This window comes from Streptomyces sp. NPDC002181, from assembly GCF_042890485.1.
Lineage (GTDB): Bacteria > Actinomycetota > Actinomycetes > Streptomycetales > Streptomycetaceae > Streptomyces.
In genome coordinates this window covers 33863-60586 of record NZ_JBIASC010000001.1, presented here as the reverse complement: position 1 = coordinate 60586, position 26724 = coordinate 33863, and the positions used below count along the sequence as shown (strand labels likewise).

The 26724-nt window shown below is 73.2% G+C and carries 21 protein-coding genes; 15 read left to right on the top strand and 6 right to left on the bottom strand.

Features of this window, described 5'->3' with window-relative positions; genetic code table 11:
* The first annotated feature begins 9 nt into the window (after window positions 1-9).
* The 3 genes from ACFYXV_RS00240 to ACFYXV_RS00230 all read left to right on the top strand — a co-directional run bounded on the left by ACFYXV_RS00240 (window position 10) and on the right by ACFYXV_RS00230 (window position 3991).
* On the top strand, window positions 10-1428 hold the full coding sequence (locus ACFYXV_RS00240; protein ID WP_385468186.1) for an NAD(P)/FAD-dependent oxidoreductase: 1419 nt from the start codon (window positions 10-12) through the stop codon (window positions 1426-1428).
* Between the two features lie 198 nt (window positions 1429-1626).
* Window positions 1627-2091, top strand: coding sequence for a hypothetical protein (locus ACFYXV_RS00235; RefSeq protein WP_385468189.1), 465 nt, complete (start codon window positions 1627-1629; stop codon window positions 2089-2091).
* Window positions 2092-2188: 97 nt separating this feature from the next.
* Window positions 2189-3991 (top strand): chitinase, encoded by a 1803-nt coding sequence (locus ACFYXV_RS00230; RefSeq protein WP_389381679.1) that lies wholly within the window; start codon window positions 2189-2191, stop codon window positions 3989-3991.
* Between the two features lie 53 nt (window positions 3992-4044).
* Here the strand turns inward: ACFYXV_RS00230 and ACFYXV_RS00225 are convergent, their stop codons facing one another.
* Window positions 4045-4581, bottom strand: a complete 537-nt coding sequence (locus tag ACFYXV_RS00225; RefSeq protein ID WP_385468195.1) for a phosphatase PAP2 family protein — start codon at window positions 4579-4581, stop codon at window positions 4045-4047.
* A gap of 382 nt (window positions 4582-4963) precedes the next feature.
* Entirely contained in the window at window positions 4964-6310 is a 1347-nt protein-coding gene (gene gabT / locus ACFYXV_RS00220) for a 4-aminobutyrate--2-oxoglutarate transaminase (RefSeq protein ID WP_383343407.1), read from the bottom strand.
* A 249-nt stretch (window positions 6311-6559) separates the two neighbouring features.
* On the opposite strand from gabT, the gene ACFYXV_RS00215 reads away from it, so the two are divergent.
* From ACFYXV_RS00215 to ACFYXV_RS00165, 11 genes are all read left to right on the top strand, one after another.
* The gene (locus ACFYXV_RS00215) at window positions 6560-8986 is read left to right on the top strand and encodes an ATP/GTP-binding protein (RefSeq protein WP_389381678.1); all 2427 of its coding nucleotides are present in this window, start codon (window positions 6560-6562) and stop codon (window positions 8984-8986) included.
* 124 nt (window positions 8987-9110) lie between these two features.
* Entirely contained in the window at window positions 9111-10691 is a 1581-nt protein-coding gene (locus tag ACFYXV_RS00210) for a PucR family transcriptional regulator (protein WP_385468201.1), read from the top strand.
* Between the two features lie 150 nt (window positions 10692-10841).
* Window positions 10842-12287 (top strand): aldehyde dehydrogenase family protein, encoded by a 1446-nt coding sequence (locus ACFYXV_RS00205; RefSeq protein ID WP_389381677.1) that lies wholly within the window; start codon window positions 10842-10844, stop codon window positions 12285-12287.
* Window positions 12288-12440: 153 nt separating this feature from the next.
* Window positions 12441-14384, top strand: coding sequence for an acyl-CoA dehydrogenase family protein (locus ACFYXV_RS00200; RefSeq protein ID WP_389381676.1), 1944 nt, complete (start codon window positions 12441-12443; stop codon window positions 14382-14384).
* A gap of 97 nt (window positions 14385-14481) precedes the next feature.
* Entirely contained in the window at window positions 14482-15831 is a 1350-nt protein-coding gene (locus ACFYXV_RS00195) for a hypothetical protein (RefSeq protein WP_389381675.1), read from the top strand.
* Window positions 15832-15852: 21 nt separating this feature from the next.
* Window positions 15853-17106, top strand: coding sequence for a 1-deoxy-D-xylulose-5-phosphate reductoisomerase (gene dxr / locus ACFYXV_RS00190; RefSeq protein ID WP_385468213.1), 1254 nt, complete (start codon window positions 15853-15855; stop codon window positions 17104-17106).
* Window positions 17103-18404, top strand: a complete 1302-nt coding sequence (locus tag ACFYXV_RS00185) for a M50 family metallopeptidase (protein ID WP_385468216.1) — start codon at window positions 17103-17105, stop codon at window positions 18402-18404. The genes dxr and ACFYXV_RS00185 overlap by 4 nt, the downstream gene beginning before the upstream one ends.
* Window positions 18405-18589: 185 nt before the next feature.
* Window positions 18590-19747 (top strand): flavodoxin-dependent (E)-4-hydroxy-3-methylbut-2-enyl-diphosphate synthase, encoded by a 1158-nt coding sequence (gene ispG / locus ACFYXV_RS00180; protein ID WP_053693180.1) that lies wholly within the window; start codon window positions 18590-18592, stop codon window positions 19745-19747.
* A 169-nt stretch (window positions 19748-19916) separates the two neighbouring features.
* Window positions 19917-20762 carry a GNAT family N-acetyltransferase gene (locus ACFYXV_RS00175; RefSeq protein WP_385468219.1) on the top strand — a complete coding sequence of 282 codons (846 nt, stop codon included), beginning with the start codon at window positions 19917-19919 and terminating at the stop codon, window positions 20760-20762.
* A 100-nt stretch (window positions 20763-20862) separates the two neighbouring features.
* Window positions 20863-21435 (top strand): GNAT family N-acetyltransferase, encoded by a 573-nt coding sequence (locus ACFYXV_RS00170; protein WP_383499880.1) that lies wholly within the window; start codon window positions 20863-20865, stop codon window positions 21433-21435.
* Window positions 21436-21477: 42 nt separating this feature from the next.
* Window positions 21478-23175, top strand: a complete 1698-nt coding sequence (locus ACFYXV_RS00165) for a proline--tRNA ligase (RefSeq protein WP_385468222.1) — start codon at window positions 21478-21480, stop codon at window positions 23173-23175.
* A gap of 10 nt (window positions 23176-23185) precedes the next feature.
* On the opposite strand, the gene ACFYXV_RS00160 is transcribed toward ACFYXV_RS00165, so the two are convergent.
* From ACFYXV_RS00160 to ACFYXV_RS00145, 4 genes are read right to left on the bottom strand one after another with little or no spacing between them, the layout of a single operon-like run.
* The gene (locus ACFYXV_RS00160; protein ID WP_385468225.1) at window positions 23186-24088 is read right to left on the bottom strand and encodes a slipin family protein; all 903 of its coding nucleotides are present in this window, start codon (window positions 24086-24088) and stop codon (window positions 23186-23188) included.
* A 46-nt stretch (window positions 24089-24134) separates the two neighbouring features.
* Window positions 24135-25037 (bottom strand): aminoglycoside phosphotransferase family protein, encoded by a 903-nt coding sequence (locus tag ACFYXV_RS00155; protein ID WP_389381674.1) that lies wholly within the window; start codon window positions 25035-25037, stop codon window positions 24135-24137.
* Between the two features lie 16 nt (window positions 25038-25053).
* Window positions 25054-25512 carry a ferritin-like domain-containing protein gene (locus ACFYXV_RS00150; protein WP_385468231.1) on the bottom strand — a complete coding sequence of 153 codons (459 nt, stop codon included), beginning with the start codon at window positions 25510-25512 and terminating at the stop codon, window positions 25054-25056.
* A complete protein-coding gene (locus ACFYXV_RS00145) occupies window positions 25509-26111 on the bottom strand; it encodes a hypothetical protein (RefSeq protein WP_389381673.1) in 603 nt (200 codons plus the stop codon). Before ACFYXV_RS00145 ends, ACFYXV_RS00150 begins: the two co-directional genes overlap by 4 nt.
* A gap of 114 nt (window positions 26112-26225) precedes the next feature.
* On the opposite strand from ACFYXV_RS00145, the gene rimP reads away from it, so the two are divergent.
* A complete protein-coding gene (gene rimP, locus ACFYXV_RS00140) occupies window positions 26226-26723 on the top strand; it encodes a ribosome maturation factor RimP (RefSeq protein WP_385468236.1) in 498 nt (165 codons plus the stop codon).
* Window position 26724: the final 1 nt, after the last annotated feature.

The following is a 26724-nucleotide window of genomic DNA, read 5'->3' as shown; positions in this document are numbered from 1 at the left end:
TTGGAAGACATGGCCCCAGTCGCCATGCGAAGTGTCGCTCAATCGCTTTCCGGAGCACTGCCGGTCTCGTACTGGCTGGACGACCCCGGCAAGCCCGCCGCGCAGCCGGCGCTGACCTCCGACGAGGCCTGCGACCTGCTCGTCATCGGCGGCGGGTACAGCGGACTGTGGACCGCGCTCATCGCCAAGGAGCGCGACCCCGCCCGGGACGTCGTCCTGATCGAGTCGAAGGAGGCGGGCTGGGCCGCCTCCGGCCGCAACGGCGGGTTCTGCGCGGCCTCCCTCACGCACGGCCTGGCCAACGGCATGGCGCGCTGGCCGGGCGAGCTCGCCAAGCTGGAGGAGCTGGGCGCCCGCAACCTCGACGAGATCGAGGCGGCCATCGCCCGCTACGGCATCGACTGCGACTTCGAGCGCACCGGCGAGATCGACGTGGCCACCGAACCCCACCAGGTCGAGGAGCTGCGCGAGCTGTACGAGGAGGCCGCGAAGCTGGGCCTGGCGGGCGGCTCGCGCTGGCTGGACCGCGAGGAACTGCGCGCCGAGGTGGACTCGCCGACCTTCCTCGCGGGCCTGTGGGACACCGACGGCGTCGCCATGCTCAACCCCGCGAAGCTCGCCTGGGGCCTCAAGGAGGCCTGCCTGTCGCTGGGCGTGCGGATCTACGAGAACACCCGGGGGCTGGACCTGGCCGCCTCGGGCGCCGGGATGGCCGTACGCACCCCGTACGGGCGGATCTTCGCCCGGCGCGTGGCGCTCGGCACCAACATCTTCCCCTCGCTGGTCAAGCGGATCCGGCCGTTCACGGTGCCCGTCTACGACTACGCGCTGATGACCGAGCCGCTGACCGCCGACCAGCTCAAGGCGATCGGCTGGAACAACCGCCAGGGCCTGGGCGACAGCGCCAACCAGTTCCACTACTTCCGCATCACCCCGGAGAACCGCATCCTGTGGGGCGGCTACGACGCCATCTACCCCTACCGCGGCAAGCTGGACTCCGAGTACGACCACCGCCCCGAGACGTACCTGAAGCTCGCGCAGCACTTCTTCGCCGCGTTCCCGCAGCTGGAGGGCGTCAAGTTCAGCCACGCCTGGGGCGGGGCCATCGACACCTGCTCGCGCTTCTCGGCCTTCTTCGGGACCGCGCACGGGGGCAAGGTCGCCTACGCGGCCGGCTACACCGGTCTCGGGGTGGGCGCCACCCGCTTCGGCGCGGACGTGATGCTCGACCTCCTCGACGGGGCCCGCACCGAGCGGACCGAGCTGGAGATGGTGAAGTCCCGGCCGATGCCCTTCCCGCCCGAGCCGTTCGCCTGGACCGGGATCACGCTCACCAAGTGGTCACTGGCCCGGGCCGACGCCCGCGGCGGCCGCCGCAACCTGTGGCTGAAGGTCATGGACAAGTTCGGCCTCGGCTTCGACAGCTGACCGACCGCCCGACCGCCCGCCCGACCGCACGCCCGACCGCACGCCCGCCCGACCGCCCCCGCCACGCCCCGGCGCGCGCCGCGCTTCACAGCGTGAGCCGCTTCACCTTCACGGGGTGGGCGAACCCGCGTCATCGCAGGGCCCGGCCCCGCTCTCTTCCGGTGAGGAACCCTCACCCGAGAGAACGGAGGCCGGGCGATGCGCGGCTCGGACATCAAGAGCGCGGTGGAATGGCTCGTATCGGTGGCGCCGGATCCCGACGCCTGCCGGTGGGAGTGGGAGCGAAACCCCCTCGGGGTCGCCCTGCTGCCCGCCGGCCGGCAGTGGGACGTGCTGATCCTGCCCGGCGAGCTGGGGCAGACCGCACTCGACGTACTGACCCTGCTCCTCGACCGGCCCGGCCCGGTGCTCGCCGACTTCGGCGACACGCGGCTGGGCTTCTTCGTGCCTCCGGGGACCGCGTCCCGCTGGCTCGGCACCGGCGTACGGGGGGCGGGGCGCGGGACCTGGATCGTGGTGCCGTACCCCGGCCGGACCACGGGCGGGGTGCACTGGCTGGTGCCCCCGGACGGCAGCGGGAGGCTCACGGACCCCGTGCTGCTGGAACTGGCCATGCACGAGGCGGCGGCCCGGGTGGCGGGGCAGGAGGGCCGCAAACCTTGACAAGGGCATTGGTCTGGACCATGTTGGGCGCCGCTGCCGCATCCCCGGCGGCCTGGCTCCATCCCCCCATGCTCCGGAGGCAGTTGTGCGCAGACGCATGTCCTTCGTTACCGCGGCCGCCCTCGCGGTGGCCGCCTTCCTCGCCGCGGGCCCGCCGGCCGCGGCGGCCGACGCCGACCTCGCCCGCAACGGCGGCTTCGAAGCCGGACTCGACGGCTGGAGCTGCTCGGCCGCCAGCGGATCCGTGGTCACCACCCCCGTCCACGGCGGGAGTTCCGCCCTCAAGGCCACCCCGGCCGGCCAGGACAACGCCCGCTGCTCCCAGACCGTCACCGTCAAGCCCGACTCGGCGTACACGCTGGCCGCCTGGGTGCAGGGCGCGTACGTCTACCTCGGCGCGGCCGGGACCGGCACCACCGACGTGTCCACCTGGACGCAGACACCGGGTGCCTGGAAGCAGCTGAGCACGACGTTCCGTACGGGTGCGGCCACCACCTCCGTGACGATCTACACGCACGGCTGGTACGGACAGGGCGCCCACCTCACGGACGACGTCACGCTCGTCGGCCCCGACCCGGGCGGCACCGGACCTGGCCAGCCCCAGCCCCCGGCCGCCCCCACCGGCCTGACCGCCTCCGGCGCCACCGCGAGCAGCCTGAACCTCTCCTGGTCGGCCACCTCCGGCGCCACTTCGTACACGCTCTACCGGGACGGCGCCGCGCCCGTGAGCGTCACGGGGACCTCGACGACGGTCACCGGGCTCGCCGCGTCCACCTCGTACACCTTCCGGGTCGGCGCGGTGAACGCGGCCGGCGAGTCCCCGAAGAGCGCCCCGGTCACCGCCTCCACCACGAGCGGCGGAGGCGGCCCGGGCAACCCCGGCCTGCCGACCCACGCCCTGGTCGGCTACCTCCACGCGAGCTTCGCCAACGGCTCCGGCTACATGCGGATGGCCGACGTGCCCGCATCCTGGGACGTCATCAACCTCGCCTTCGGCGAACCGACGTCGGTGACCTCGGGGGACATCCGCTTCTCGCTCTGCCCGGTCGTTGAATGCCCGAACGCGGAGACGGCGGCCGAGTTCAAGGCGGCCGTCAAGGCCAAGCAGGCGGCGGGCAAGAAGGTGCTGATCTCGATCGGCGGCCAGAACGGCCAGGTCCAGCTCGCCACCACGGCCGCCCGCGACACCTTCGTCTCCTCGGTCAGCAAGATCATCGACGAGTACGGGCTCAACGGGCTCGACATCGACTTCGAGGGCCACTCGCTCTCCCTCGCGACGGGGGACACCGACTTCAGGGCCCCCACCACCCCCGTGATCACCAACTTGATCGCCGCCGTGAAGACGCTCAAGGCCAGGTACGGCCCGGACTTCGTCCTGACCATGGCCCCCGAGACCTTCTTCGTCCAGCTGGGCTACCAGTACTACGGCTCCGGCCCCTGGGGCGGCCAGGACCCGCGCGCCGGCGCCTACCTCCCCGTCATCCACGCCCTGCGCGACGACCTCACCCTGCTCCACGTCCAGGACTACAACTCGGGCTCGATCATGGGCCTCGACAACCAGTACCACTCCATGGGCGGCGCCGACTTCCACATCGCCATGACCGACATGCTGCTCACCGGTTTCCCGGTCGCGGGCAACGCGGCGCGCGTCTTCCCGCCGCTGCGCCCCGACCAGGTGGCCATCGGCCTCCCGGCCACCACCAACGCGGGCAACGGGCACACCCCGCCCGCCGAGGTGAACACGGCCCTGGACTGCCTGACGAGGAAGGCGAACTGCGGGACCTACCAGACCCACGGCACCTGGCCCGCCCTGCGCGGCCTGATGACCTGGTCGATCAACTGGGACCGCTTCGGCGCCTGGGAGTTCTCGAAGAACTTCGACGCCTACTTCGGCGGCTGACCGCCGCCCGTCCGGCCGGTCCGTGCCCCTCGGGGCCGGACCGGCCCGCGCCGTCAGCCGCGATCGGAGCGGACGCGGGGTCCGGCGGCGCGGCGGACGGCGCGGGCGACGGGCACCAGCAGGAGGGTGCACAGGAAGCAGCTGGCCAGGACGTCCACGGGCCAGTGCCAGCCGCGCAGGATCAGGCCGGCGGCGGTTGCGGCGGTCAGCAGGAGGGCCACGGCCATCGGCCACGGACGGCGCGCGTACGGGGAGACCAGCAGGGCCGCGCCGATGTACGCGACGGCCGAGGTCGCCGTGTGGCCCGAGGGGAAGTAGCCGGCGGCCCACGGCTCCAGGGGCCCCGGGCGGGCGGTCCACTCCTTCAGCGGCACGATCACGGCCGGAACCAGGGCCATCGCCAGTCCGGCCGTCAGTGCCGGGGCCCAGGTCCGCGAGCGGCGGACGGAGTACGCCATCGCCAGGACCAGGACGGGTACGGCGACCGGGACGTTGCCGAGGTCGGAGAGGCGCTCGGTGACGGAGTCGGGGACCGTGCGGACCAGGGCGCGGCTGAGGCGCTCGTCCGGCGTGAGCAGCGGACCCGACACCAGGACCTGCCAGGTCGTCAGGGCGAGCCCCAGCAGGGAGAGAAGGAGGAGGATGGCCGGCCGTCCCGGAACAGGGGGGATGGTTCCGGGACGGCCGCCCGGATCGGGTTGCCGAGCGCCCCGGGGGGTTTGGGGCGAACGGCCGTCCGATCGGTGAGGAGTGTGCGCGAACGCAGGCCCAGTGCGGCGCTGGGGAAGCCCGGTACTGGTGTCGCCACCGGTTTCCCGGGAGCGGGGTGTCTCACTCATCTGCAGAAACCGTACGGCAGCGAAAAGGGGACCGACAGCAGGAACGCGCTCCTGCCATCGGCCCCCCACATCTTCTTCACAGCGCCTGCCCGTTACCGGGGGTAGCGGCGGGCTCCTGTGTTCGGAAGCTAGCTCAGACGTCCGTGCCGATGGCCGCGAACGCCGCCTCGATGAGGTCCAGGCCCTCGTTCAGCAGGTCCTCGCCGATGACGATCGGCGGCAGGAAGCGGAGCACGTTGCCGTAGGTGCCACAGGTGAGGACGAGCAGGCCCTCGGCGTGGCAGGCCTTGGCGAGCGCGCCGGCCGCCTCCGGGAACGGGGTCTTGGAGACCGGGTCCTTGACGAGCTCGATCGCGATCATCGCACCGCGGCCGCGGATGTCGCCGATGATGTCGTACTTCTCCTGCATGGCCGTCAGGCGGGCCTTCATGACGGACTCGATCTTCTTCGCCGCGGCGTTGAGGTCGAGCTCCTTCATCGTCTCGATGGAGCCCAGCGCACCCGCGCAGGCCACCGGGTTGCCGCCGTAGGTGCCGCCCAGGCCGCCCGCGTGCGCGGCGTCCATGATCTCGGCGCGGCCCGTCACGGCGGCGAGCGGCAGACCGCCCGCGATGCCCTTGGCGGTGGTGATCAGGTCCGGGACGATGCCCTCGTCCTCGCACGCGAACCACTGGCCGGTGCGGCAGAAGCCGGACTGGATCTCGTCGGCGACGAAGACGATGCCGTTCTCGTTGGCGAACTTCACGATCGCCGGCAGGAAGCCCTTGGCCGGCTCGATGAAGCCGCCCTCGCCGAGGACCGGCTCGATGATGATCGCGGCGACGTTGTCGGCGCCGATCTGCTTGGTGATCTGGTCGATCGCCTGGGCGGCGGCCTCGGGGCCGCAGTTCTCGGCACCGGTGGGCCAGCGGTAGCCGTAGGCGACCGGGACGCGGTAGACCTCGGGGGCGAACGGGCCGAAGCCGTTCTTGTACGGCATGTTCTTCGAGGTCAGCGCCATCGTCAGGTTCGTACGGCCGTGGTAGCCGTGGTCGAAGACGACGACGGCCTGGCGCTTGGTGTACGCGCGGGCGATCTTGACGGCGTTCTCGACGGCCTCGGCACCGGAGTTGAACAGCGCCGACTTCTTCGCGTGGTCGCCCGGGGTCAGCTCGGCCAGCGCCTCGCAGACCTCGACGTAGCCCTCGTACGGCGTGACCATGAAGCAGGTGTGGGTGAAGTCCGCGAGCTGCGCGGAGGCGCGGCGCACGACGGCCTCGGCGGAGGCGCCGACGGAGGTCACGGCGATGCCCGAACCGAAGTCGATCAGGCGGTTGCCGTCGACGTCCTCGATGATGCCGCCGCCGGCGCGGGCCGTGAAGACGGGGAGCACGGAGCCCACGCCACCGGCCACCGTCTGCAGACGGCGGGCCTGCAGCTCCTGCGACTTGGGGCCGGGGATCGCGGTGACGATCTTGCGCTCCTGCGGAACAGCGGTCATAGAGGGCTCCTGGGGGGTGTTTTCGGACGCACTTGTGTCTTTGTCCGCAGGCTAGGCCCGGGGGAGGGGGTACTGCATGCTCCGTTCGGGAGTGGTGCCCGCGTGTCCTTGTCCGCGACGGCCATAGGAAGGAGCCGCCGCCTGTCTTGTGGACGCTGCGGAGACAGGGGCCCGTACGGGGCCCACGGGCGCCTGCGGGCAACTACATTGAGCGACGCAGCGCAGGCACGGGCAGGGGGCAGGGGTTTCATGGACACCGACGGCACGTACGGCCACAGCCACGGCGGGCCCGCCGGCGCGCCCGACGGGGTGACCGCCGCGGGCCACGTGCCCCGCCCCGCCGGACCGCCGCCCGTGCTCCCGCCCCGGCCGGCCAAGGCTCCGCCGCCCCCCGCCCACGCACCCCGCGCGGGGGCCGGGTCCGCGTTGCCGGCCCAGTCCCCCTTCGCCGCCTGGCTTCGCGCCCCCCGCCCGGCGGCCGAGCCGGGCGTCTGGCGTTACGCCTACATCCCGGCCGGGCCGAAGCCCGCCGGCTCCGAGCGCTCGGTGCTGACCCGGGTCGTCATCGCCTTCCTCGTCTACTTCGTCTGCTGGCGGCTCTTCGTCGCCGGAGAGCTCCCCTTCCTCGGGGCTCCCCTCTATTTCTTCACCCCCGCCGGATGGTGGACCGACGGCCTGACGCGCGCCCCGGTCGACCACCGCGGCATGGCGGCCCTGGAGCTCTACGAACTGCTCGGCACCGTGGGCATGTTCCTCGCCTTCGCCAAGATGGGCGGCTGGCGGGCCGCCTTCGACCGGCTGGTCGCGGCCCGGGGGCCCTGGTTCCGGGCGCTGGGCTCGGCGGCCGCCGCCCTCGTCGTGGTGCTGCTGATCGAGAACCAGACCCTGCCGGTGTACCCCCTGGCGTTCGGGCACCTGCCGTACGCGGAGCTCGGCAGCACCGCCGCCTCGGTGATCACGTACGCCCTGTACGCCCTGATCTACCTCCCCCTCATCCTCGTCTTCGGCCGCCTCGGCGGCTGGGCCGACCTGGCGGCGGGCCTCCTGTCCCCGGCCGCCGCGCCCGCGGCCGCCCCGGACGCGGCGGCGGAGCCGGGCGGGCCGCAGGATCCGGTCGGCTGGCCGCAACTGCGCGCCGCCGGACTGGGCGAGTCCGCCGACCGGCTGGCCGCCGAAGCCGAAGCGGGCCGCATGAACGACGTCGACTCCGCGCGGATCCGCCGCGCCTGGGAGTCCGTGGTGTCGGACCCCTCGCGCCGCGACGCCTTCGACCAGGCCGTGCGGGCCAAGGGCGCGGCCGCCTGCGGCCACCCCTCGGGCGCGCGCGACCTGCCGCTGCGCACCGCCTCCCACGACCTGGCGGTCGCGCAGGTCCGCCTCGGCCGGGTCACCGACGCCGAGCCCAACCCGTACGAGCGGCGCGGCACCGGGTTCGCGCTGGACCCGCAGGTCCTGGGCACCTCGGTCCTCGCCGTCGGACCCTCGGGCGCGGGGAAGACGAGCCTGCTGGTCAGGCCGGTCGTCGAATCCCTGGCGCTCCAGGCCCTCGCCGGACAGGCGGCCGTGGTCGTCGTCGGCGCCGCCGGAAGCCCGCTGGGACCCGACGAGGCCTACGACATCGTGGTCCGCCCCGGTGACCCCGCGTCCGTCCACGACCTCGACCTCTACGGCGGCGCCACCGACCCGGACGAGGCCGCCTCCCTCCTCGCCGACGCCTTCGTCGGGGACGCGCCGGGGATCGACGTACGCCGGGCCGCCACCGCCCTCGCCCAGATCCTGGGCCCCTTCCGGGCCGCGTACGGCCGCTTCCCCACCGTCCCCGAGCTGCGGGCGCTCCTCGACCAGCTGCCGGCCGCCCTGGCGGAACTGCGCCGGGAGCTGGAGAGCGCCGGGCACCCGACGATGCTGCGCGAGCTCGACGCCCGGGTCCGCCAGCACACCGCCCACGGCGATCCGGGCCCGGCCCTCGCCGACCGCGTGGCGCTGCTCGACCGGCCCGCCTTCCACGGCTTCTTCGACAGCGCCGCCACCGGCCGGCCGTTCTCCATGCGCGCCCTCGAACATCCGATCCGGGTCCGCGTCGACCTCCCGGAGCGCGGTCACCCCGACGCGTCCCGGCTGCTGGCCAGGCTGCTGCTCGTACAGTTCAACGCCTCCGCCGCGGCCCGGGCCGACCGCTCCCTCTTCGCCTTCCTCGCCCTCGACGACGCCTCGCACACCCTCACCCCCGATGCCGTGCGCGCGGTGCAGAGGCTGCGCACGGCGAACGCCGGGGTCCTGCTCGCGCTGCGCACCCTGGACGACGTGCCCGAAGCGCTCAGGACACCGCTGCTCGGTGCGGTCGGCTGCCGGATCGCCTTCTCCGGGGTCACCACCTGGGACGGCAAGCGGTTCGCCGACGCCTGGGGCACCGAGCTGGTCGAGACGCGGGACGTCACGAGCCGGACGGTCTACGCGGACCAGCCCTTCACCCGGGCGGTGCACGCCGTCCGCAAGCTCATCACCGGCAAGGCGGTGACGACCGACGCGGTCACGGTGCGACAGGTGGAGCGCGAGCGCTGGTCGGCCTCGGCCCTCGCCAACACCGTTCCCCCGGGGCACGCCGTGCTCTCGCTGACCTCGGTCAAGGGGGAGCGGGCGGCTCCGCTGCTGGTGCGGCTGGTCTCCGCGGGCTGAGCCGACCCGTACGAGGTGGCAGAATCGAGGGGAGCCGTTCATACGACAAGGCGAAATTCCCCCGCTTTCCCCCGCCGCTCCTTTCTGCCGCACCCCCTCCCCCCTCTAAGGCCCCTGGTACCCGATGCCGCTCACGCTCGCCTCACTCGTCCAGCACTCGGCGCTCAAGCTCAGCGTCCGGGCGGGGGAGGACCGCCTCGACACCCCGGTGCGCTGGGCCCACGTCAGCGAGCTCGCCGATCCCGTCCCCTACATGGAGGGCGGCGAGCTGCTCCTGATCACCGCGATGAAGGTGGACGCGGAGGATCCCGAGGAGATGCGCCGCTACGTACGCCGCCTCGCCGCGGCCGGGGTCGTCGGCATCGGCTTCGCCGTCGGCGTGAACTACGAGGCGGTCCCCGAGGCCCTGGTGGAAGCCGCGCGGGCCGAGGACCTGCCGCTGCTGGAGGTGCCGCGCAGGACCCCGTTCCTCGCGATCAGCAAGGCCGTCTCGGCGGCGCTGGCCGCCGACCAGTACCGCGCGGTGACGGCGGGCTTCGAGGCGCAGCGGGAGCTGACCCGGGCCGCGCTCTCCGCCGACGGACCCGCCGAGCTGCTGGCGAAGCTGGCGGCGCACGTGCACGGCTGGGCCGCCCTGTACGACACCTCGGGGGCGGTGGTCGCGGCCGCCCCGGAGTGGGCCGCGCGGCGGGCCGCCCGGCTGACCCCCGACGTGGAGCGGCTGCGGGAGCGGCCGGCACCCGCGAGCGCCGTGGTGGGCGGTTCGGAGGACCGCGTCGAGCTCCAGTCCCTCGGCACGGGCCGGCGCGCCCGCGGCGCGCTCGCCGTGGGCACCGGGGCCCCGCTGGGCACGGCCGAGCGGTACGCGGTGCACTCGGCGGTGGCGCTGCTGACCCTGACCACCGAGCGGTCGCGGTCGCTGCACCACGCCGAGTCGCGGCTGGGGGCGGCGGTGCTGCGGATGCTCCTGGACGGGGAGGCCGAGCACGCGAAGGCCGTGGCCGGTGACCTGTACGGGGCGCTTCTGGAGGCGCCGTTCCGGCTCATCGTGGCCGAGCCGGCGCTGGCGGGCACGGCGCAGCCGGAGGGGCTGGCGCTGCTGGCCGACGCGGTGGAGTCGGCGGCGGCCCGGGCGGGCGAGGCGCTGCTGGTGGTGCCGGAGGAGGGGCGGCTGGTGGTGCTGGCGGCCGACGGGGGCGCGGCGGTGCAGGCGTCCGTGGACCACGCGGAGGCGCTGGAGGCGCGGCGGGGGCGGGAGGCGACCGGTCCGGAGCCGGACGAACTGGTGGTCGGGCTGTCGGCCGCCGCGGCGCCCTCCGGGGTGGCGGCGGCGTTCAAACAGGCCGACCAGGCGCTGGCCGTGGCCCGGCGGCGGGGGCGGCCGATGGTGGAGCACGAGGACCTGGCGGCGGGCTCGGTGCTGCCGCTGCTCGCGGACGAGGCGGTACGGGCGTTCGCGGACGGCACGCTGCGGGCGCTGCGCGAGCACGACGAGAAGGGGCGCGGGGACCTGGTGGCCTCGCTGCGGGCGTGGCTCTCGCGACACGGGCAGTGGGACGCGGCGGCGGCCGACCTCGGGGTGCACCGGCACACGCTGCGCTACCGGATGCGCAGGGTCGAGGAGATCCTCGGGCGCTCCCTCGACGACCCGGACGTCCGCATGGAGCTGTGGCTCGCCCTGAAGGCCACCTCGCCCGCCGCCTAGGTCTGTCTCGCCCACGCCCCGCCCCGACACTGACAAAGCGGCGCGGGCGGGGCTCCGCACACTCCACCCCGGCTAAACGCCGAAACCCGGACGGAGTCCTACGGTGGAGGGGACAAGGACCCCGCACACACTCGAAGGGCCGGGATTCGCATGACTTCCACCCACGCCTTCTGGCTCGCCGGCCGCCAGGCCACCGGCGAGGACAGCTTCGACGTCCACTCCCCGTGGGACAACCGGCTCGTCGGAACCGTCAGCGTGCCCACCGACGCCCAGGTCGAAGAGGCCGTGGCCGCGGCGTACGCCGTGACGGCGGAGTTCTCCGCGACTCCCGCCCACGTCCGTGCCGCCGCCCTGGACCACGTGTCCAAGCGCCTCGCCGAGCGCACCGAGGAGATCGCCCAGCTGATCTCGGCCGAGAACGGCAAGCCGATCAAGTGGGCCCGCGGTGAGGTCGGCCGTGCCGTGTCCGTGTTCCGCTTCGCCGCCGAAGAGGCCCGCCGCTTCAACGGCGGAGAGGCCCAGCGCCTCGACACCGACGCCGGTGGCGTCGGCCGTCTCGCCCTGACCCGCCGCTTCGTCAAGGGCCCGGTCCTCGGCATCGCGCCGTTCAACTTCCCGCTGAACCTGTGCGCCCACAAGGTGGCCCCCGCCATCGCCGTCGGCGCGCCGATCATCCTGAAGCCGGCCCCGGCCACCCCGCTCTCCGGCCTGATCCTGGGCGAGCTGCTCGCCGAGACCGACCTCCCGGCCGGCTCCTGGTCGGTCCTGCCGGTCGCCAACGACAAGATGCCGGCCCTGGTGAAGGACGAGCGCCTGCCCGTCATCTCCTTCACCGGCTCCGACAAGGTCGGCTACGCCATCCAGCAGTCGGTGCCCCACAAGCACTGCACCCTGGAGCTCGGCGGAAACGCCGCCGCCGTGGTCCTGGACGACTGGTCCTCCGAGGCCGACCTCGACTGGGCCGCGACCCGCATCGCGACCTTCTCGAACTACCAGGCCGGCCAGTCCTGCATCTCCGTGCAGCGCGTGATCGCCGACGCCTCCGTCTACGACCGCCTCGTCGAGAAGGTCGTCGCGAAGGTCCAGGAGCAGGTCACCGGCGACCCGTCCGACTCCGCCACCGACGTCGGCCCCCTGGTCTCCGAGGACGCCGCCAAGCGCGTGGAGTCCTGGGTCGACGAGGCCGTCTCCGCCGGGGCCAAGCTGCTCACCGGCGGCAAGCGCGAGGGCGCCTCGTACGAGCCGACCGTGATCGCCGACCTGCCGGCCGACACCACCCTCGCCGTCGAGGAGGTCTTCGGGCCGGTGTTGACGCTGACCAGGGTCGAGAACACCGACGAGGCCTTCGCCGCCGTCAACGACTCGAAGTTCGGCCTCCAGACCGGTGTCTTCACCCGCAACATCCAGACCGCCTTCCGCGCCCACCGCGAGCTGGAGGTCGGCGGCGTGATCGTCGGCGACGCGCCGTCCTACCGCGCCGACCAGATGCCGTACGGCGGCGTCAAGCAGTCGGGTGTCGGCCGCGAGGGTGTCCGCTATGCGATGGACGACTACACGTACGAGCGAGTCCTGGTCCTGACCGGCCTCGACATCTGATTCGCGTACGGCCAAAAAGCCGACGGCCGGAGCCCACTGTGCGGGGGCTCCGGCCGTCCCCCTTTTCCCGCGGGCACGGAGTGGGTACGACTCACAGGTAGCACCGGCCAGTAGGCCGGTACCACCGACTCCGGCGGCGAGGTGAGCCCCCTCATGTCCGCAACACAGCCCGTACAGCCCAAGGTGACCGAGCGCGAGGCACGGCAGGTCGCGGAAGCGGCCCGGGAACAGGACTGGCGCAAGCCCAGCTTCGCCAAGGAACTCTTCCTGGGGCACTTCCGCCTCGACCTGATCCACCCGCACCCGATGCCCGCGGACGAGGACGTCCGGCGCGGCGAGGCCTTCCTGGCCCGGCTGCGGGCGTTCTGCGAGACCGAGATCGACAGCGCGCGCATCGAGCGCGAGGCCAAGATCCCCGACGAGACCGTGCGCGGGCTCAAGGAACTCGGCGCCCTCGGCATGAAGATCGACCCCAAGTACGGGGGCCTGGGCCTCACCCAGGTGTACTACAACAAGGCGCTGGCCCTCGTCGGCTCCGTCAGCCCCGCCATCGGGGCCCTGCTCTCCGCGCACCAGTCGATCGGCGTCCCGCAGCCGCTGAAGATGTTCGGCACGCAGGAGCAGAAGGAAACCTTCCTGCCGCGCTGCGCGACCACCGCCATCAGCGCCTTCCTGCTGACCGAGCCGGACGTCGGCTCCGACCCGGCGCGCCTGGCCACCACCGCCGTCCCGGACGGGGAGGACGCGTACGTCCTCGACGGGGTGAAGCTCTGGACCACCAACGGGGTCGTCGCGGACCTGCTGGTGGTGATGGCCCGCGTGCCGAAGTCGGAGAACCACCGCGGCGGGATCACCGCCTTCGTCGTCGAGGCCGATTCCCCCGGCATCACCGTCGAGCACCGCAACGCCTTCATGGGCCTGCGCGGCCTGGAGAACGGCGTCACCCGCTTCCACCGGGTGCGGGTGCCCGCCGGGCAGCGCATCGGCGCCGAGGGCGCCGGCCTGAAGATCGCGCTGACCACGCTGAACACCGGCCGGCTGTCCCTGCCCGCCATGTGCGTCGGCGCCGGGAAGTGGTGCCTGAAGATCGCCCGCGAATGGTCCGCCGTCCGCGAGCAGTGGGGCCGCCCGGTCGCCCGGCACGAGGCGGTCGGCGCCAAGATCTCCTTCATCGCCGCCACCACCTTCGCCCTCGAAGCCGTCGTGGACCTGGCCTCCCAGATGGCCGACGAGGACCGCAACGACATCCGCATCGAGGCCGCCCTCGCCAAGCTCTACGGCAGCGAGATGGCCTGCCTGATGGCCGACGAGCTCGTCCAGATCCGCGGCGGGCGCGGCTTCGAGACCGCCGCATCGCTGGCCGCCCGCGGCGAGCGGGCCGTCCCCGCCGAGCAGATGCTGCGCGACCTGCGCATCAACCGCATCTTCGAGGGCTCCACCGAGATCATGCACCTGCTGATCGCCCGCGAGGCCGTGGACGCCCACCTGTCGGTCGCCGGCGACCTCATCGATCCCGAGAAGGCGCTCGGCGACAAGGCCAAGGCCGGAGCCCGCGCCGCCGGGTTCTACGCCCGCTGGCTGCCCAAGCTGGCCACCGGTCCCGGCCACGTCCCCGGCACCTACCGGGCCTTCCACCCGGGCGGCCACCCCGACCTCTCCGTCCACTTGCGCTACGTCGAGCGCAGCGCCCGCAAACTCGCCCGGTCCACCTTCTACGCGATGTCCCGCTGGCAGGGCCGCATGGAGACCAAGCAGGGCTTCCTCGGCCGGATCGTCGACATCGGCGCCGAGCTCTTCGCGATGAGCGCGGCCTGCGTGCGCGCCGAGCACCTGCGGGCCTCCGGGGACCACGGCCGCGAGGCCTATCAGCTGGCGGACGCCTTCTGCCGGCAGTCCCGGATCCGTGTCGAGGAGCTCTTCGGCCGGCTCTGGTCCAACACCGACGACCTGGACCGCAAGGTCGTCGCGGGGGTGCTCTCCGGCACCTACACCTGGCTTGAGGAGGGCGTGCTCGACCCCTCGGGGGACGGCCCCTGGATCGCGGACGCCGCTCCCGGCCCCTCGACTCACAAAAACGAGCACCGTCCCCTCCGCTGACCTGAGAGGATCGGCATCAGGCGCACTGATGTACGGGCGCACGGGTACGGGTGGGCGTGTGCGTACGCCCACCGGCACGAGGGCAAGGCGGACAGCGATGTCGACGGCCGTGGAAGACCGGGACAGCCGGCGGCTGGCCTGGTGCGTGGCGCACGTCCTGCGCCACGCACCGGACCACATCGCCCTGGACCTGCTGGGCCGGCTCGACCGGCCGACCCGCAAGTACCTCTGCCGCGACGAGTGGCTCCCCGCCTCGGCCGTGACGCTGCTCCTGCGCCACGGCACCGAGGCGGACCGCCACTTCATCGCCCGCAACCCCCGCGTCGTCGGGCGGCCCCTGCCCGGGCTGCCCGGCCCCGCCCGGTACGCCCGCCGCGAGACCCCGCCCGAACTGCTGCCCGTACTGCGCGCGGAGCTCGGCCGGGACCCCGAGCGGTCCCCCCTGAGCAGCGGGGAGCTGATCGGCCTGCTGCGCCGGCACGGCATACGCAGGCCCCGCGTCGCCCTCGACGTCCTGTGCCTGCCGTACGTACTGGACCCGGCCGAGCTCGCCGCCGAGCACGCCCGGCAGCCGCTGCCGGCGGGCGCCGTCGAGGCGCTGCTGCTCGTCGCGGAGCTCCCCGGGGAGACCGTACGGGCGCTGCTCGCCACCCCCGCCGCCGCGCGGGGCGCGCGCTCCCGGCACCGCCCCGCCGTCCGCGCCGTCCGGATGGGCCGGCTCACCCAGGAGGAGCTCGTCGCCTGCGTGGCCCCGGCCCGTGACACGCTGCTCCTCGGCCACCTCCCGCCCGGTCCGGGCCTGCGCTGGACGCTGCCCGAACAGGCCGGCATGCGGACGGCCGTCACCCGGGCGCTGACCCCGCTGGGGGACGACCCCCGGCTCTGGTCCGAACTGCTGCGGCACGCCCCCGCCTTCGAGGGGTCCCTGCCGGACCTGGTGGCCGCCGTGGCCGCCGGGGGCCCGCCCGGGCCCCGCGGCGCGGCCGCCCCGGCCGCCCCCGCGGAGCCCGACGAGGCCCTCGTACGGGCCGTGCGCCACCTGGCCCCGACGGCCGCCGAGCCGGCGACCGGGGGAGTGGAGCGGGAACTCGCCCTGGCCAGCCTCGCCGTTCCCATGGAGACCGTGCAGGAGGACATCCGCTGGGTACGGGACTGCCTGGACCGGTCCCTGCTCACCGGCGCCGACGTGGTCCGCCACAAACTGCCCGCCTGCTGGGCCCTGGACGAGGACCACTGGCTCGGCGACGTGGACCACCCCGACCGGCACGACCGCCCGGAGGCCGTGCTCGCCGCCCGCGCCGAGGCGGACCGGCTGTTCGCCCTGGCCCTCGGCGAGGACCCGGAGGCCTGGTGGCGGGTGGCCCGCACCCTCCCCGACTTCGCCGGGACCCTCCCGCACCTGCTGCTGCGGGTCACCGACGGGGACTCCGTGTCCACGCGCCCCTGAGTTGCGGCAACAATGGGGGGCATGAGCGACCGCCCAGCCCCCCTCGCCGATCCGCACCTCCTCTTCGACCCCGCGGCCGGCCGGCGGGACATCGTCATCCTCGGATCCACCGGTTCCATCGGGACCCAGGCCATCGACCTCGCCCTGCGCAACCCGGACCGGTTCCGCGTGACCGCGCTGTCCGCCGCCGGCGGACGCGTCGGGCTGCTGGCCGAGCAGGCCCGGCAGCTGCGCGTGAACACCGTGGCCGTCGCCCGCGAAGACGCCGTACCGGCCCTGAAGGAGGCCCTGAACGCCCAGTACGGCGCTTCGGAGCCGCTGCCCGAGATCCTGGCCGGGCCCGACGCGGCGACCGAGCTCGCCGCCTCCGAGTGCCACACCGTCCTCAACGGCATCACCGGCTCCATCGGCCTCGCGCCCACCCTCGCCGCGCTGCGCGCCGGCCGGACCCTGGCCCTGGCCAACAAGGAGTCGCTGATCGTCGGCGGCCCGCTGGTCAAGGCCCTCGCGAAGCCCGGCCAGATCATCCCGGTCGACTCCGAGCACGCGGCCCTCTTCCAGGCCCTCGCCGCCGGCACCCGGGCCGACGTGCGCAAGCTGGTGGTCACCGCCTCCGGCGGGCCCTTCCGCGGCCGTACCCGCGCCGAGCTGGCCGCCGTCACCGTCGAGGACGCCCTCGCGCACCCCACCTGGGCCATGGGCCCGGTGATCACCATCAATTCGGCGACGCTGGTCAACAAGGGGCTGGAGGTCATCGAGGCGCACCTGCTCTACGACATCCCCTTCGACCGCATCGAGGTCGTGGTCCATCCGCAGTCCTACGTCCACTCGATGGTGGAGTTCTCCGACGGCTCCACGCTCGCCCAGGCCACCCCGCCGGACATGGGCGGCCCCATCGCGATCGGCCTCGGCTGGCCCCAGCGGGTCCCCGACGCGGCCCCCGCGTTCGACTGGACCAAGGCGTCGACCTGGGAGTTCTTCCCGCTGGACACCGAGGCCTTCCCCTCGGTGGGACTGGCCCGGCACGTGGGCACCCTGGGCTCCACCGCCCCCGCGGTGTTCAATGCGGCGAACGAGGAGTGCGTCGAGGCGTTCCTGGCCGGTCGGCTGCCGTTCACAGCAATCATGGATACGGTCTCTGCCGTGGTCGATGAGCACGGGACGCCGGACGCGGGAACTTCCCTGACGGTCGCGGACGTCCTCGAAGCGGAGACCTGGGCCAGGGCCCGGGCACAGGAGATGGCGGCCCGTGCCGCCGTGGAGGCGCGCGCATGACAGCACTCATGACGGTGCTCGGAATACTCATCTTCGTATTCGGGCTGCTCGTCTCCATCGCGTGGCACGAGCTGGGCCATCTCTCCACGGCCAAGCTCTTCGGCATCCGCGTGCCCCAGTACATGGTCGGTTTCGGCCCGACCGTCTGGTCGCGGAAGAAGGGCGAGACCGAGTACGGGATCAAGGCCATCCCGATGGGCGGCTACATCCGCATGATCGGGATGTTCCCGCCCGGCGAGGACGGGAAGGTGACCGCCCGGTCGACCTCCCCGTTCCGCTCGATGATCGAGGACGCGCGCTCGGCGGCCTACGAGGAGCTCCAGGCCGGCGACGAGTCGCGGCTGTTCTACACGCGCAGGCCGTGGAAGCGCGTGATCGTGATGTTCGCGGGCCCGTTCATGAACCTGGTGCTGGCTCTGGCGATCTTCTTCGGCGTCTGGATGAGCTTCGGCATCAACCAGACGACCACGCAGGTCGCGACCGTCTCGCCCTGCGTCATCCAGCAGAGCGAGAAGCGCGAGGTCTGCAAGGACGGCGACCCGGTCGCCCCGGCCAAGGCCGCCGGGCTCCGGGCGGGCGACCGGATCGTGGCGTTCAACGGCCACAAGGTGACCGACTGGGCCGCCCTGCAGAAGCAGATCCGCGACACCATCGGCCCCGCCACCGTCACGGTGGTCCGCGACGGGCAGCAGCAGACCCTCCCGGTCAAGCTGATCGAGAACAAGGTCGCCAGGACCGACGGCCACGGCGGATACGTCAAGGGCGAGTACGTGACGGCCGGCTGGCTCGGCTTCAGCCCGAAGAGCGAGATCGCGCCCCTGTCCTTCGGCCAGTCCGTGGACCACATGGGCGAGGTCGCCGACAACAGCGTCCAGGGGCTGCTCAAGCTGCCCGCCAAGATCCCGGCCCTGTGGAACGCGGCGTTCAGCGGAGCCGAGCGCGAGCCCGACTCCCCGATGGGCATCGTCGGCGCGGCCCGGATCAGCGGCGAGATCGCCACTCTGGACATCCCGGCCGAGCAGCGTCTGGTGTTCTTCCTCCAGCTCGTCGGGTTCTTCAACCTCTCGCTGTTCCTGTTCAACATGCTCCCGCTGCTGCCGCTGGACGGCGGTCACATCGCGGGCGCCCTGTGGGAGTCGGTCCGGCGCACCGTGGCACGCGTGTTCCGCCGTCCCGACCCCGGCCCGTTCGACGTGGCGAAGCTGATGCCCGCCGCGTACGTGGTGGCCGGAGTGTTCGTCTGCTTCACGCTGCTCGTGCTCGTGGCCGACGTGGTGAACCCGATCAAGATCACCTAGTACGTCCGCACCCGTGCGCGACGTACAGCAGCCGTAGAGGAGCCGGGCACGCTTCGTGCCCGGCTCCCTACGTTCGGGTGTTCCGGCCCCTCGGATGCGTGAGCGCCCCCGTGATTGGCGTAATCTCGAAGCCTGGAGCCCGCCGATCTCGGGACCATGATCCACACCTTGGGGTTGCACAGCAGATGACTGCCATCTCTCTCGGAATGCCGGCCGTGCCGACGAAGCTTGCCGACCGCAGGGTCAGCCGCAAGATCCAGGTCGGCTCGGTGGCCGTCGGCGGCGACTCACAGATCTCGGTGCAGTCGATGACGACCACCAGGACCTCCGACATCGGCGCCACGCTCCAGCAGATCGCAGAGCTGACCGCCTCCGGCTGCGACATCGTGCGCGTGGCCTGCCCCACGCAGGACGACGCCGACGCGCTCGCCGTGATCGCGAAGAAGTCGCAGATCCCGGTCATCGCCGACATCCACTTCCAGCCCAAGTACGTGTTCGCCGCGATCGACGCCGGCTGCGCCGCCGTCCGCGTGAACCCGGGCAACATCAAGCAGTTCGACGACAAGGTCAAGGAGATCGCGCGGGCCGCCAAGGACGCGGGCACCCCGATCCGCATCGGCGTCAACGCCGGCTCCCTCGACGCGCGACTGCTGAAGAAGTACGGCAAGGCCACCCCCGAGGCGCTGGTCGAATCCGCGCTGTGGGAGGCCTCCCTCTTCGAGGAGCACGGCTTCAGCGACATCAAGATCTCGGTCAAGCACAACGACCCGGTCGTCATGGTCAACGCCTACCGCCAGCTCGCCGCCCAGTGCGAGTACCCGCTGCACCTCGGCGTCACCGAGGCCGGCCCCGCCTTCCAGGGCACCATCAAGTCCGCCGTCGCCTTCGGCGCACTGCTCTCCGAGGGCATCGGCGACACCATCCGCGTCTCGCTGTCGGCCCCGCCGGTCGAGGAGATCAAGGTCGGCATCCAGATCCTGGAGTCGCTGAACCTCAAGCCCCGCCGCCTGGAGATCGTCTCCTGCCCCTCCTGCGGCCGCGCCCAGGTGGACGTCTACAAGCTGGCCGAGGAGGTCACGGCGGGCCTCACGGGCATGGAGGTCCCGCTGCGCGTCGCGGTCATGGGCTGCGTCGTGAACGGCCCGGGCGAGGCCCGCGAGGCCGACCTCGGCGTCGCCTCCGGCAACGGCAAGGGCCAGATCTTCGTGAAGGGCGAGGTCATCAAGACCGTCCCCGAGTCGAAGATCGTGGAGACCCTCATCGAAGAGGCGATGAAGATCGCCGAGCAGATGGAGAAGGACGGCATCGCCTCCGGCGAGCCCACCGTGGCCATCGGCGTCTGAGCACGGCCGCCGCCGGGCCCCGCGCCCGGCCCCCGCACGCACCGGCCCCGGCCCCGTTCCCGCAGCTCGCGGGCGGGGCCGGGGCTTTTTCGTGACCCGTGGGACCAGGCATCCTCAGGTGACGCCGGGTACAGTGCGGAGATCAGCAGACTTGTATGGTGAGGCCCCAGTGTTGACGCAGACCACCACCCGGGTCCTTGAGCCCAGTGATCTCGACGCCGCCCTCGAAGTCCTCGGACGCGAGCCGGTCGAGAACGCCTTCGTCACCTCCCGGGTCCAGGTCGCCGGACTCGACCCGTGGCGCCTGGGCGGCGAGATGTGGGGCTACTACGCCGACGGCCGACTGCGCTCCCTCTGCTACGCCGGCGCCAACCTGGTCCCCGTCTGCGCAGGCCCCGACGCCGTCCGCGCCTTCGCCGACCGGGCCCGCCGCACCGGCCGCCGCTGCTCCTCCATCGTCGGCCCCGCCGAGGCCACGCGGCTGCTGTGGCGGATCCTGGAGCCCAGCTGGGGACCCGCCCGCGACGTACGCTCCCACCAGCCGCTCATGGTCACCGAGCAGCCGTCCGCCGACGTGCGCCCCGATCCGCTCGTGCGGCGCATCCGCAAGGACGAGATGGACCTGATCATGCCCGCCTGCGTGGCCATGTTCACCGAAGAGGTCGGCGTCTCGCCGATGGCGGGTGACGGCGGGCTGCTCTACCAGGCCCGCGTCGCCGAGCTGGTCGCCGGCGGCCGCTCCTTCGCCCGCATCGAGGACGGCAAGGTCGTCTTCAAGGCCGAGATCGGCGCCGCGACCGCCCGCGCCTGCCAGATCCAGGGCGTATGGGTGGCCCCCGAGTTCCGCGGCCGCGGGCACTCCGAGACCGGCATGGCCGCCGTCGTCGACTTCGCACTGCGCGACGTCGCCCCCGTGGTCAGCCTCTACGTGAACGACTTCAACACCGCCGCCCGCGCCGCCTACCACCGCGTCGGCTTCCGCGAGGTGGGCGCGTTCATGAGCGTGCTGTTCTGACGGGACCGCGCCGCCCGCGGCGGCGCGGAGCGCGGTCAGCGCGGGAGCGGGGGCGGGGGCCGTACGGACGGCACGGGGGTACGCCCAGTAAGGTCGCCGCATGCTGCCTACCCCCGAGGGCGACGGCCCCGACCGGCCCGCCGGACTCCGCATCGGTCCCCTCGACCTCGCCGACCGCGTGGACGAGGCCCTGCGCGTGCAGGCCGTGGCCTTCGGGCTCAGCTCGGAGGAGGTCGGCATCCGGCGCTACATCGTGCAGCGCCACATGACCTGCCGCGGAGCCCGGGCCCTCGGCGCCTTCACCGAGGACGGGGCCCTCGCAGGGTTCGTGTACGGCATGCCCAACGACCGGGCGTACTGGTGGTCCTCGGTCGTCGAACCGTACCTGCGGGCCGAGGGCCAGGGCGGCTGGCTCGACGGCTCCTTCGTCATCACCGAGCTGCACGTCCACCCCGGATTCCAGGGCCGCGGCGTCGGCCGTACCCTCATCACCCGGCTCACCGACGCCGCCGGGGAACCCCGCTCCATCCTCTCCGCCATCGACACCGAGAGCCCGGCCCGCGGGCTCTACCGCGCCCTCGGCTACACGGACCTGGCCCGCCAGGTCCACTTCCCGAGCGCGAGCCTCCCGTACGCCGTGATGGGCGCCCCGCTGCCGCTGCGCCGCCCCTGAAACGGTTTCCGGGGGGCCCGGCGCCCCCGGTAGCCTCCCGGCATGTCATCGCAACACGTGCAGCGCATGTCCCGCCTCATGGCCAAGACCCTCCGCGAGGACCCGGCCGACGCCGAGACCCTCAGCCACCGGCTCCTCGTCCGCGCCGGATACGTCCGCCGCAGCTCCGCCGGCGTGTGGACCTGGCTGCCGCTCGGCAAGAAGGTCCTCGACAACGTCTCGCGCATCGTCCGCGAGGAGATGGACGCCATCGGCGCCCAGGAGGTGCTGCTCCCGGCGCTGCTGCCGAAGGAGCCGTACGAGGTCAGCGGGCGCTGGTCGGAGTACGGGGACCTGCTCTTCCGGCTCAAGGACCGCAAGGGCGCGGACTACCTGCTCGGCCCCACCCACGAGGAGATCTTCACCCTCGTGGTGAAGGACCAGTGCACGTCCTACAAGGACCTGCCCGTCATGCTCTACCAGATCCAGACCAAGTACCGCGACGAGGCCCGGCCCCGGTCCGGCGTGCTGCGCGGCCGCGAGTTCCAGATGAAGGACTCGTACTCCTTCGACGTGAGCGACGAGGGCCTCGCCGAGTCCTACGCCCTCCACCGGGCCGCGTACCAGCGGATCTTCGAGCGACTCGGCCTGGACCACCGCATCGTGTCCGCGGTCTCGGGCGCGATGGGCGGCTCGGCGTCGGAGGAGTTCCTCGCGCCCGCCGCGGCGGGCGAGGACACCTTCGTGGACTGCCCGTCCTGCGACTACGCGGCGAACACCGAGGCCGTGACCTTCGCACTGGCCCCGGTGGAGGCCGGGCACCCCGCGATCGAGGAGGTCGACACCCCCGACACCCCGACGATCGAGACCCTCGCCGCGCACCTCGGCGTACCCGCCTCGGCCACGCTGAAGAACCTCCTGGTGAAGGTCGACGGCGAGATCACGGCCGTGGGCGTACCCGGCGACCGCGAGGTGGACCTCGGCAAGCTGGGCGAGCACCTGGCCCCGGCCGTGGTCGAGTTGGTGACCGCCGAGGACTTCACCGACCGCCCCGACCTGGTACGCGGCTACGTGGGCCCGCAGGGCCTCGGCAAGGTCCGCTACCTCGCCGACCCCCGTGTCGCGCCCGGCACTTCGTGGGTGACCGGCGCCAACAAGGCCGACACGCACGCCCGGAACGTGGTCTGCGGGCGGGACTTCGAGGTCGACCAGTACCTCGACGTGGTCGTCGTCGAACCCGGCGACCCCTGCCCGCGCTGCGGCGCCGGGCTCCGGCTGGACCGGGCGATCGAGATCGGGCACATCTTCCAGCTGGGCCGCAAGTACGCGGACGCGTTCGGCCTGGACGTGCTCGGACGCGAGGGCAAGCCGGTGCGGGTCACGATGGGCTCGTACGGCATCGGCGTCTCGCGGGCGGTGGCCGCGCTGGCCGAACAGAGCGCCGACGAGAAGGGCCTGGCCTGGCCGGCGGCGGTGGCTCCGGCCGACGTCCACGTGGTGGCGGCGGGCAAGGCCGTACAGCTCGCGCTGGCCGAGCGCGCGGCCGAGACCCTGGCGGGGTCCGGGCTGCGGGTCCTGCTGGACGACCGCGCGGGGCTGTCCCCGGGCGTGAAGCTCACGGACGCCGAGCTGATCGGCGTCCCGTGGATCCTGGTGGCGGGCCGCCGCTCCGCCGACGAGGTGGTCGAACTCCAGCACCGCGCCACGGGCACCCGCGAGGAACTCCCCCTGGCGGAGGCCCTCGCCCGTCTGACGGCGTAGACGGCGTAGGTCAGTCCGCCTCCGGGCCGCCCTCGGGTTCGTCCTCCGCGTCCTCCGCGTCCTGCGCGACCCCGGTGACCAGGGGCGGGGGAGGGGGCGGCGGCGCGGTGCCCCCGGGCGGGGCCTGCGGCGCCGCCTCCGCCCCGCCCGGCGGCGGGGCCGCGCGCTCCAGGAAGCGCAGCAGCTCCACGGGGAACGGCAGGACCAGCGTGGAGTTCTTCTCCGCGGCCACCGCCACCACCGTCTGCAGCAGCCGCAGCTGCAGCGCCGCCGGCTGCTCCGACATCACCGCCGCGGCCTGCGCCAGCTTCTTCGAAGCCTGCAGCTCCGCATCGGCGTTGATGACGCGCGCCCGCCGCTCGCGGTCCGCCTCCGCCTGCCGGGCCATCGACCGCTTCATCGTCTCCGGCAGCGAGACGTCCTTGATCTCGACCCGGTCGATCTGCACGCCCCAGCCCACCGCCGGGCTGTCGATCATCAGCTCCAGCCCCTGGTTCAGCTGCTCCCGGTTGGACAGCAGATCGTCCAGGTCGGACTTGCCGATGATGGAGCGCAGCGAGGTCTGCGCCATCTGGGAGACCGCGAAGCGGTAGTCCTCGACCTCGATGATCGCGTTCGCCGGGTCCACGACCTTGAAGTACACGACCGCGTCCACCCGCACCGTGACGTTGTCCCGCGTGATGCCCTCCTGCGCGGGCACGGGCAGCGTCACGATCTGCATGTTCACCTTGTGCAGGCGGTCGACGAACGGAAGGATCATGGTGAAGCCCGGCCCCCGGACCCCCTGCCGCAGGCGGCCGAAGCGGAAGACCAGACCCCGCTCGTACTGCCGCACCACCCGCGCGGCCACACCCGAGTACACCGCGACCGCCGCGCCGGCCGCGATCGCCGCTGTCAGCAGTTCCTGGACCATGACGGCCTCCTGCGGGGCACTTACCCGCCCGTATCCACGGTATGCCCTACAGCCAGGCCGCGAACTCCAGCAGCATCTCCGCCTCCCGGCGCCGCCCCGCGGCCAGCGCCCGGTTGCCGGACTCCACCGCGCGGAACAGGGTCCAGCCGCGCAGCCGGTCGCGGTCCACTTCCAGGGAGTCCGCCAGCCTGTTCACCCGGCGCCGGGCCCCCGCCGCCCCCGCCGAGGAGGCGACCTGGTCCTCCAGCCGGTCCCGGACCAGCCGCGCCAGGTCGTACGCCCGGTCCCCGACCAGCGGATCGGGCCCCACCGCCAGCCACGGCGCGCGCTCGCCCGCCAGCACCTTGCCCTGCCGGAAGTTCCCGTGCAGCAGCAGCTCCTCACCGGGCAGCGCGGTCAGCTCCTCGCGGACCGCGAGCGCCGAGGAGGCCAGCGCCTCCGCCTCCGGCGGAGCCTTGCGCAGGAGCTCCGCCTGCTGCGCCGTGCGCTCGGCCACCGTCTCGAACGGGTGCCCGGCCGGCGGGGTCACCCAGAGCCTGCGCAGCGTCCCGCACGCCTCCAGCAGGGCCTTCGTGTCCGGGAGCGAGCGCAGCGAGACCTCCGGGTGGAGCCGCTCCAGCAGCAGCGCCCCGTCCTCCTCGTGGTGCCGGGTGTCGAGCACCCGTACGGCGCCGAAACCGCCCCAGTGCGCCAGCGCGGCCAGCTCCCGGTCGGGCCGGGCCAGCGGGGGAGCCAGCTTCAGCGCGGCCGGCGTCCCGTCGGCGTAGTGGACGAGGAGGACCAGACTGCTCCGGCCACCGGGGGCCTGCACCCGCTGGACCCGCACCCCACGCCGGGCCGGCGCCTCCTCGGCGAGCCGGGGCAACTGCCCCAGCCAGTCCGCGTTCTGCGCCGAATCCGGCGTCTCGCCGAGCGCCCGTACAAGCCGCTGCGGCGGTTCGAAAGCCATGCGTGCGTGATCCCTTTCAGCTGGTCCGGGCTCGTTCTCCGCGTTCCGTGAGCCCAGGGAAGGCTACGCCGACCCCGCGCCAGCGTGCCGCGCGGACGGCCGCGGCGCTCAGCGCGTCGGCCGCCTCGCGGCGCAGCCGGCCGTCCGCCGCCCGCACCAGATCGGAATACGCGCCCGCCACCCGGTCCTCGATCTCGGCGGCCAGCCGCTCGGCGTCGGCCGGGCCGCGCACCTCGAACGGCAGCGCGTACGCCGCCTCGGCGGGCCTCGGCGAGCCGCCCAGCTCGCGTACGGTCCGGGCGAGCGCGTCCCTTCGGGAGAGATGGCCGCCGTACGCCTCGCGGGCTTCCGCCGACCGGGCGGCGGCGGTCCGGGCGCCGATGACCCCGTAGCCGTAGGCGGCCGCGTGCTCGGCGCCGAGCGCGGCCTGAGCCGCCTCCAGGGCGCGGCTCGCGGAGGAGGGTTCGGGGGTCACGGCTTGTCTCCCTGGGGCGAGGTCAGCAGGTAGGCGTGTACGGCACCGCAGGCGGCCACCGAGGCCAGCAGCCGGGCCAGCTCCCCGGGCGCCCCGGCGAGGGTGACGGTCCGCGCCTCGGCGAGGCTCCGCTCGGAGTCCGCGAGGGCGGTCAGGGCCTCTTCGGGCGCCGGCGGAACGGGCTCGCCGCTCGCCGCGGCGGCCCCGGCCGGGGCGGCCGAGGACGATGCGGGCGGCGGTGCTCCGATCGGGCTCCTGGAGGCCGCGGGGCCTGCCGGGGCCAGCGCCCCGACGTGCGCGGCGACCGCCATGCGCAGCGGAGCGAGGCGCGCGGCCAGGGCCGGATGGGCGGCGGCGGTGGCGTCGTAACGTTCCAGCAGCCGTTCGCTCTCTCGAACGGCCGTCTCGCGCATCCGCCGTTCGAGTGGAACCGCGGTGTCGGCGTCCGGCGAGCCGGACCCGCCGGAACACCCGGTGAGCAGCGCGGTGCCGGCCACACCGGCGGCGCCGGCGAGCAGGCTCCTGCGAGAGGGCCGCGAAGGCGGAGTCCAGGGCACGGCGACGTCCTCGGAGGTGGTGGCGGGGCAGGGTGTGATCACCGTACCCGGGGCCCCGTCCCGAGGGCGGACGGCAACACCCTCCGCGACCGGATACCCTTTGACCTGACACGCGACGTAAACCACAACAGCACACGCGGCCGAGGAGTCACCCGGATGAGCACCACCCAGAGCGACAGGCTGCGCGGATTGCTGGAGCCGCTCGTCGCCGCCAAGGGCCTGGACCTCGAGGACATCGAGATGTCCAAGGCCGGCAAGCGCCGGATGCTGCGCGTCATCGTGGACTCCGACGAGGGCGTGGAACTGGACGCGTGTGCCGAGCTGAGCCGTGAGGTCTCCGACAGGCTCGACGAATCCGACGTGATGGGCGAGGACGAGTACGTCCTCGAAGTGAGCTCGCCGGGCGCCGACCGCCCGCTGACCGAGCACCGTCACTACGTCCGGGCGATCGACCGCCTCGTGAAGTTCCAGCTCGCGGAGGGCGGGGAACTGATCGCCCGCATCCTCGACGTGGACGACGAGGGAATGGACCTGGAGGTCCCGGGCGTGAAGGGCCGCAAGGCCACCGCCCGCCGCATTGCTTTCACCGACATCGCCAAGGCGCGGGTCGAGATCGAGTTCAACCGCAAGGACAAGAAGGAAGAGGAGGCGTAGC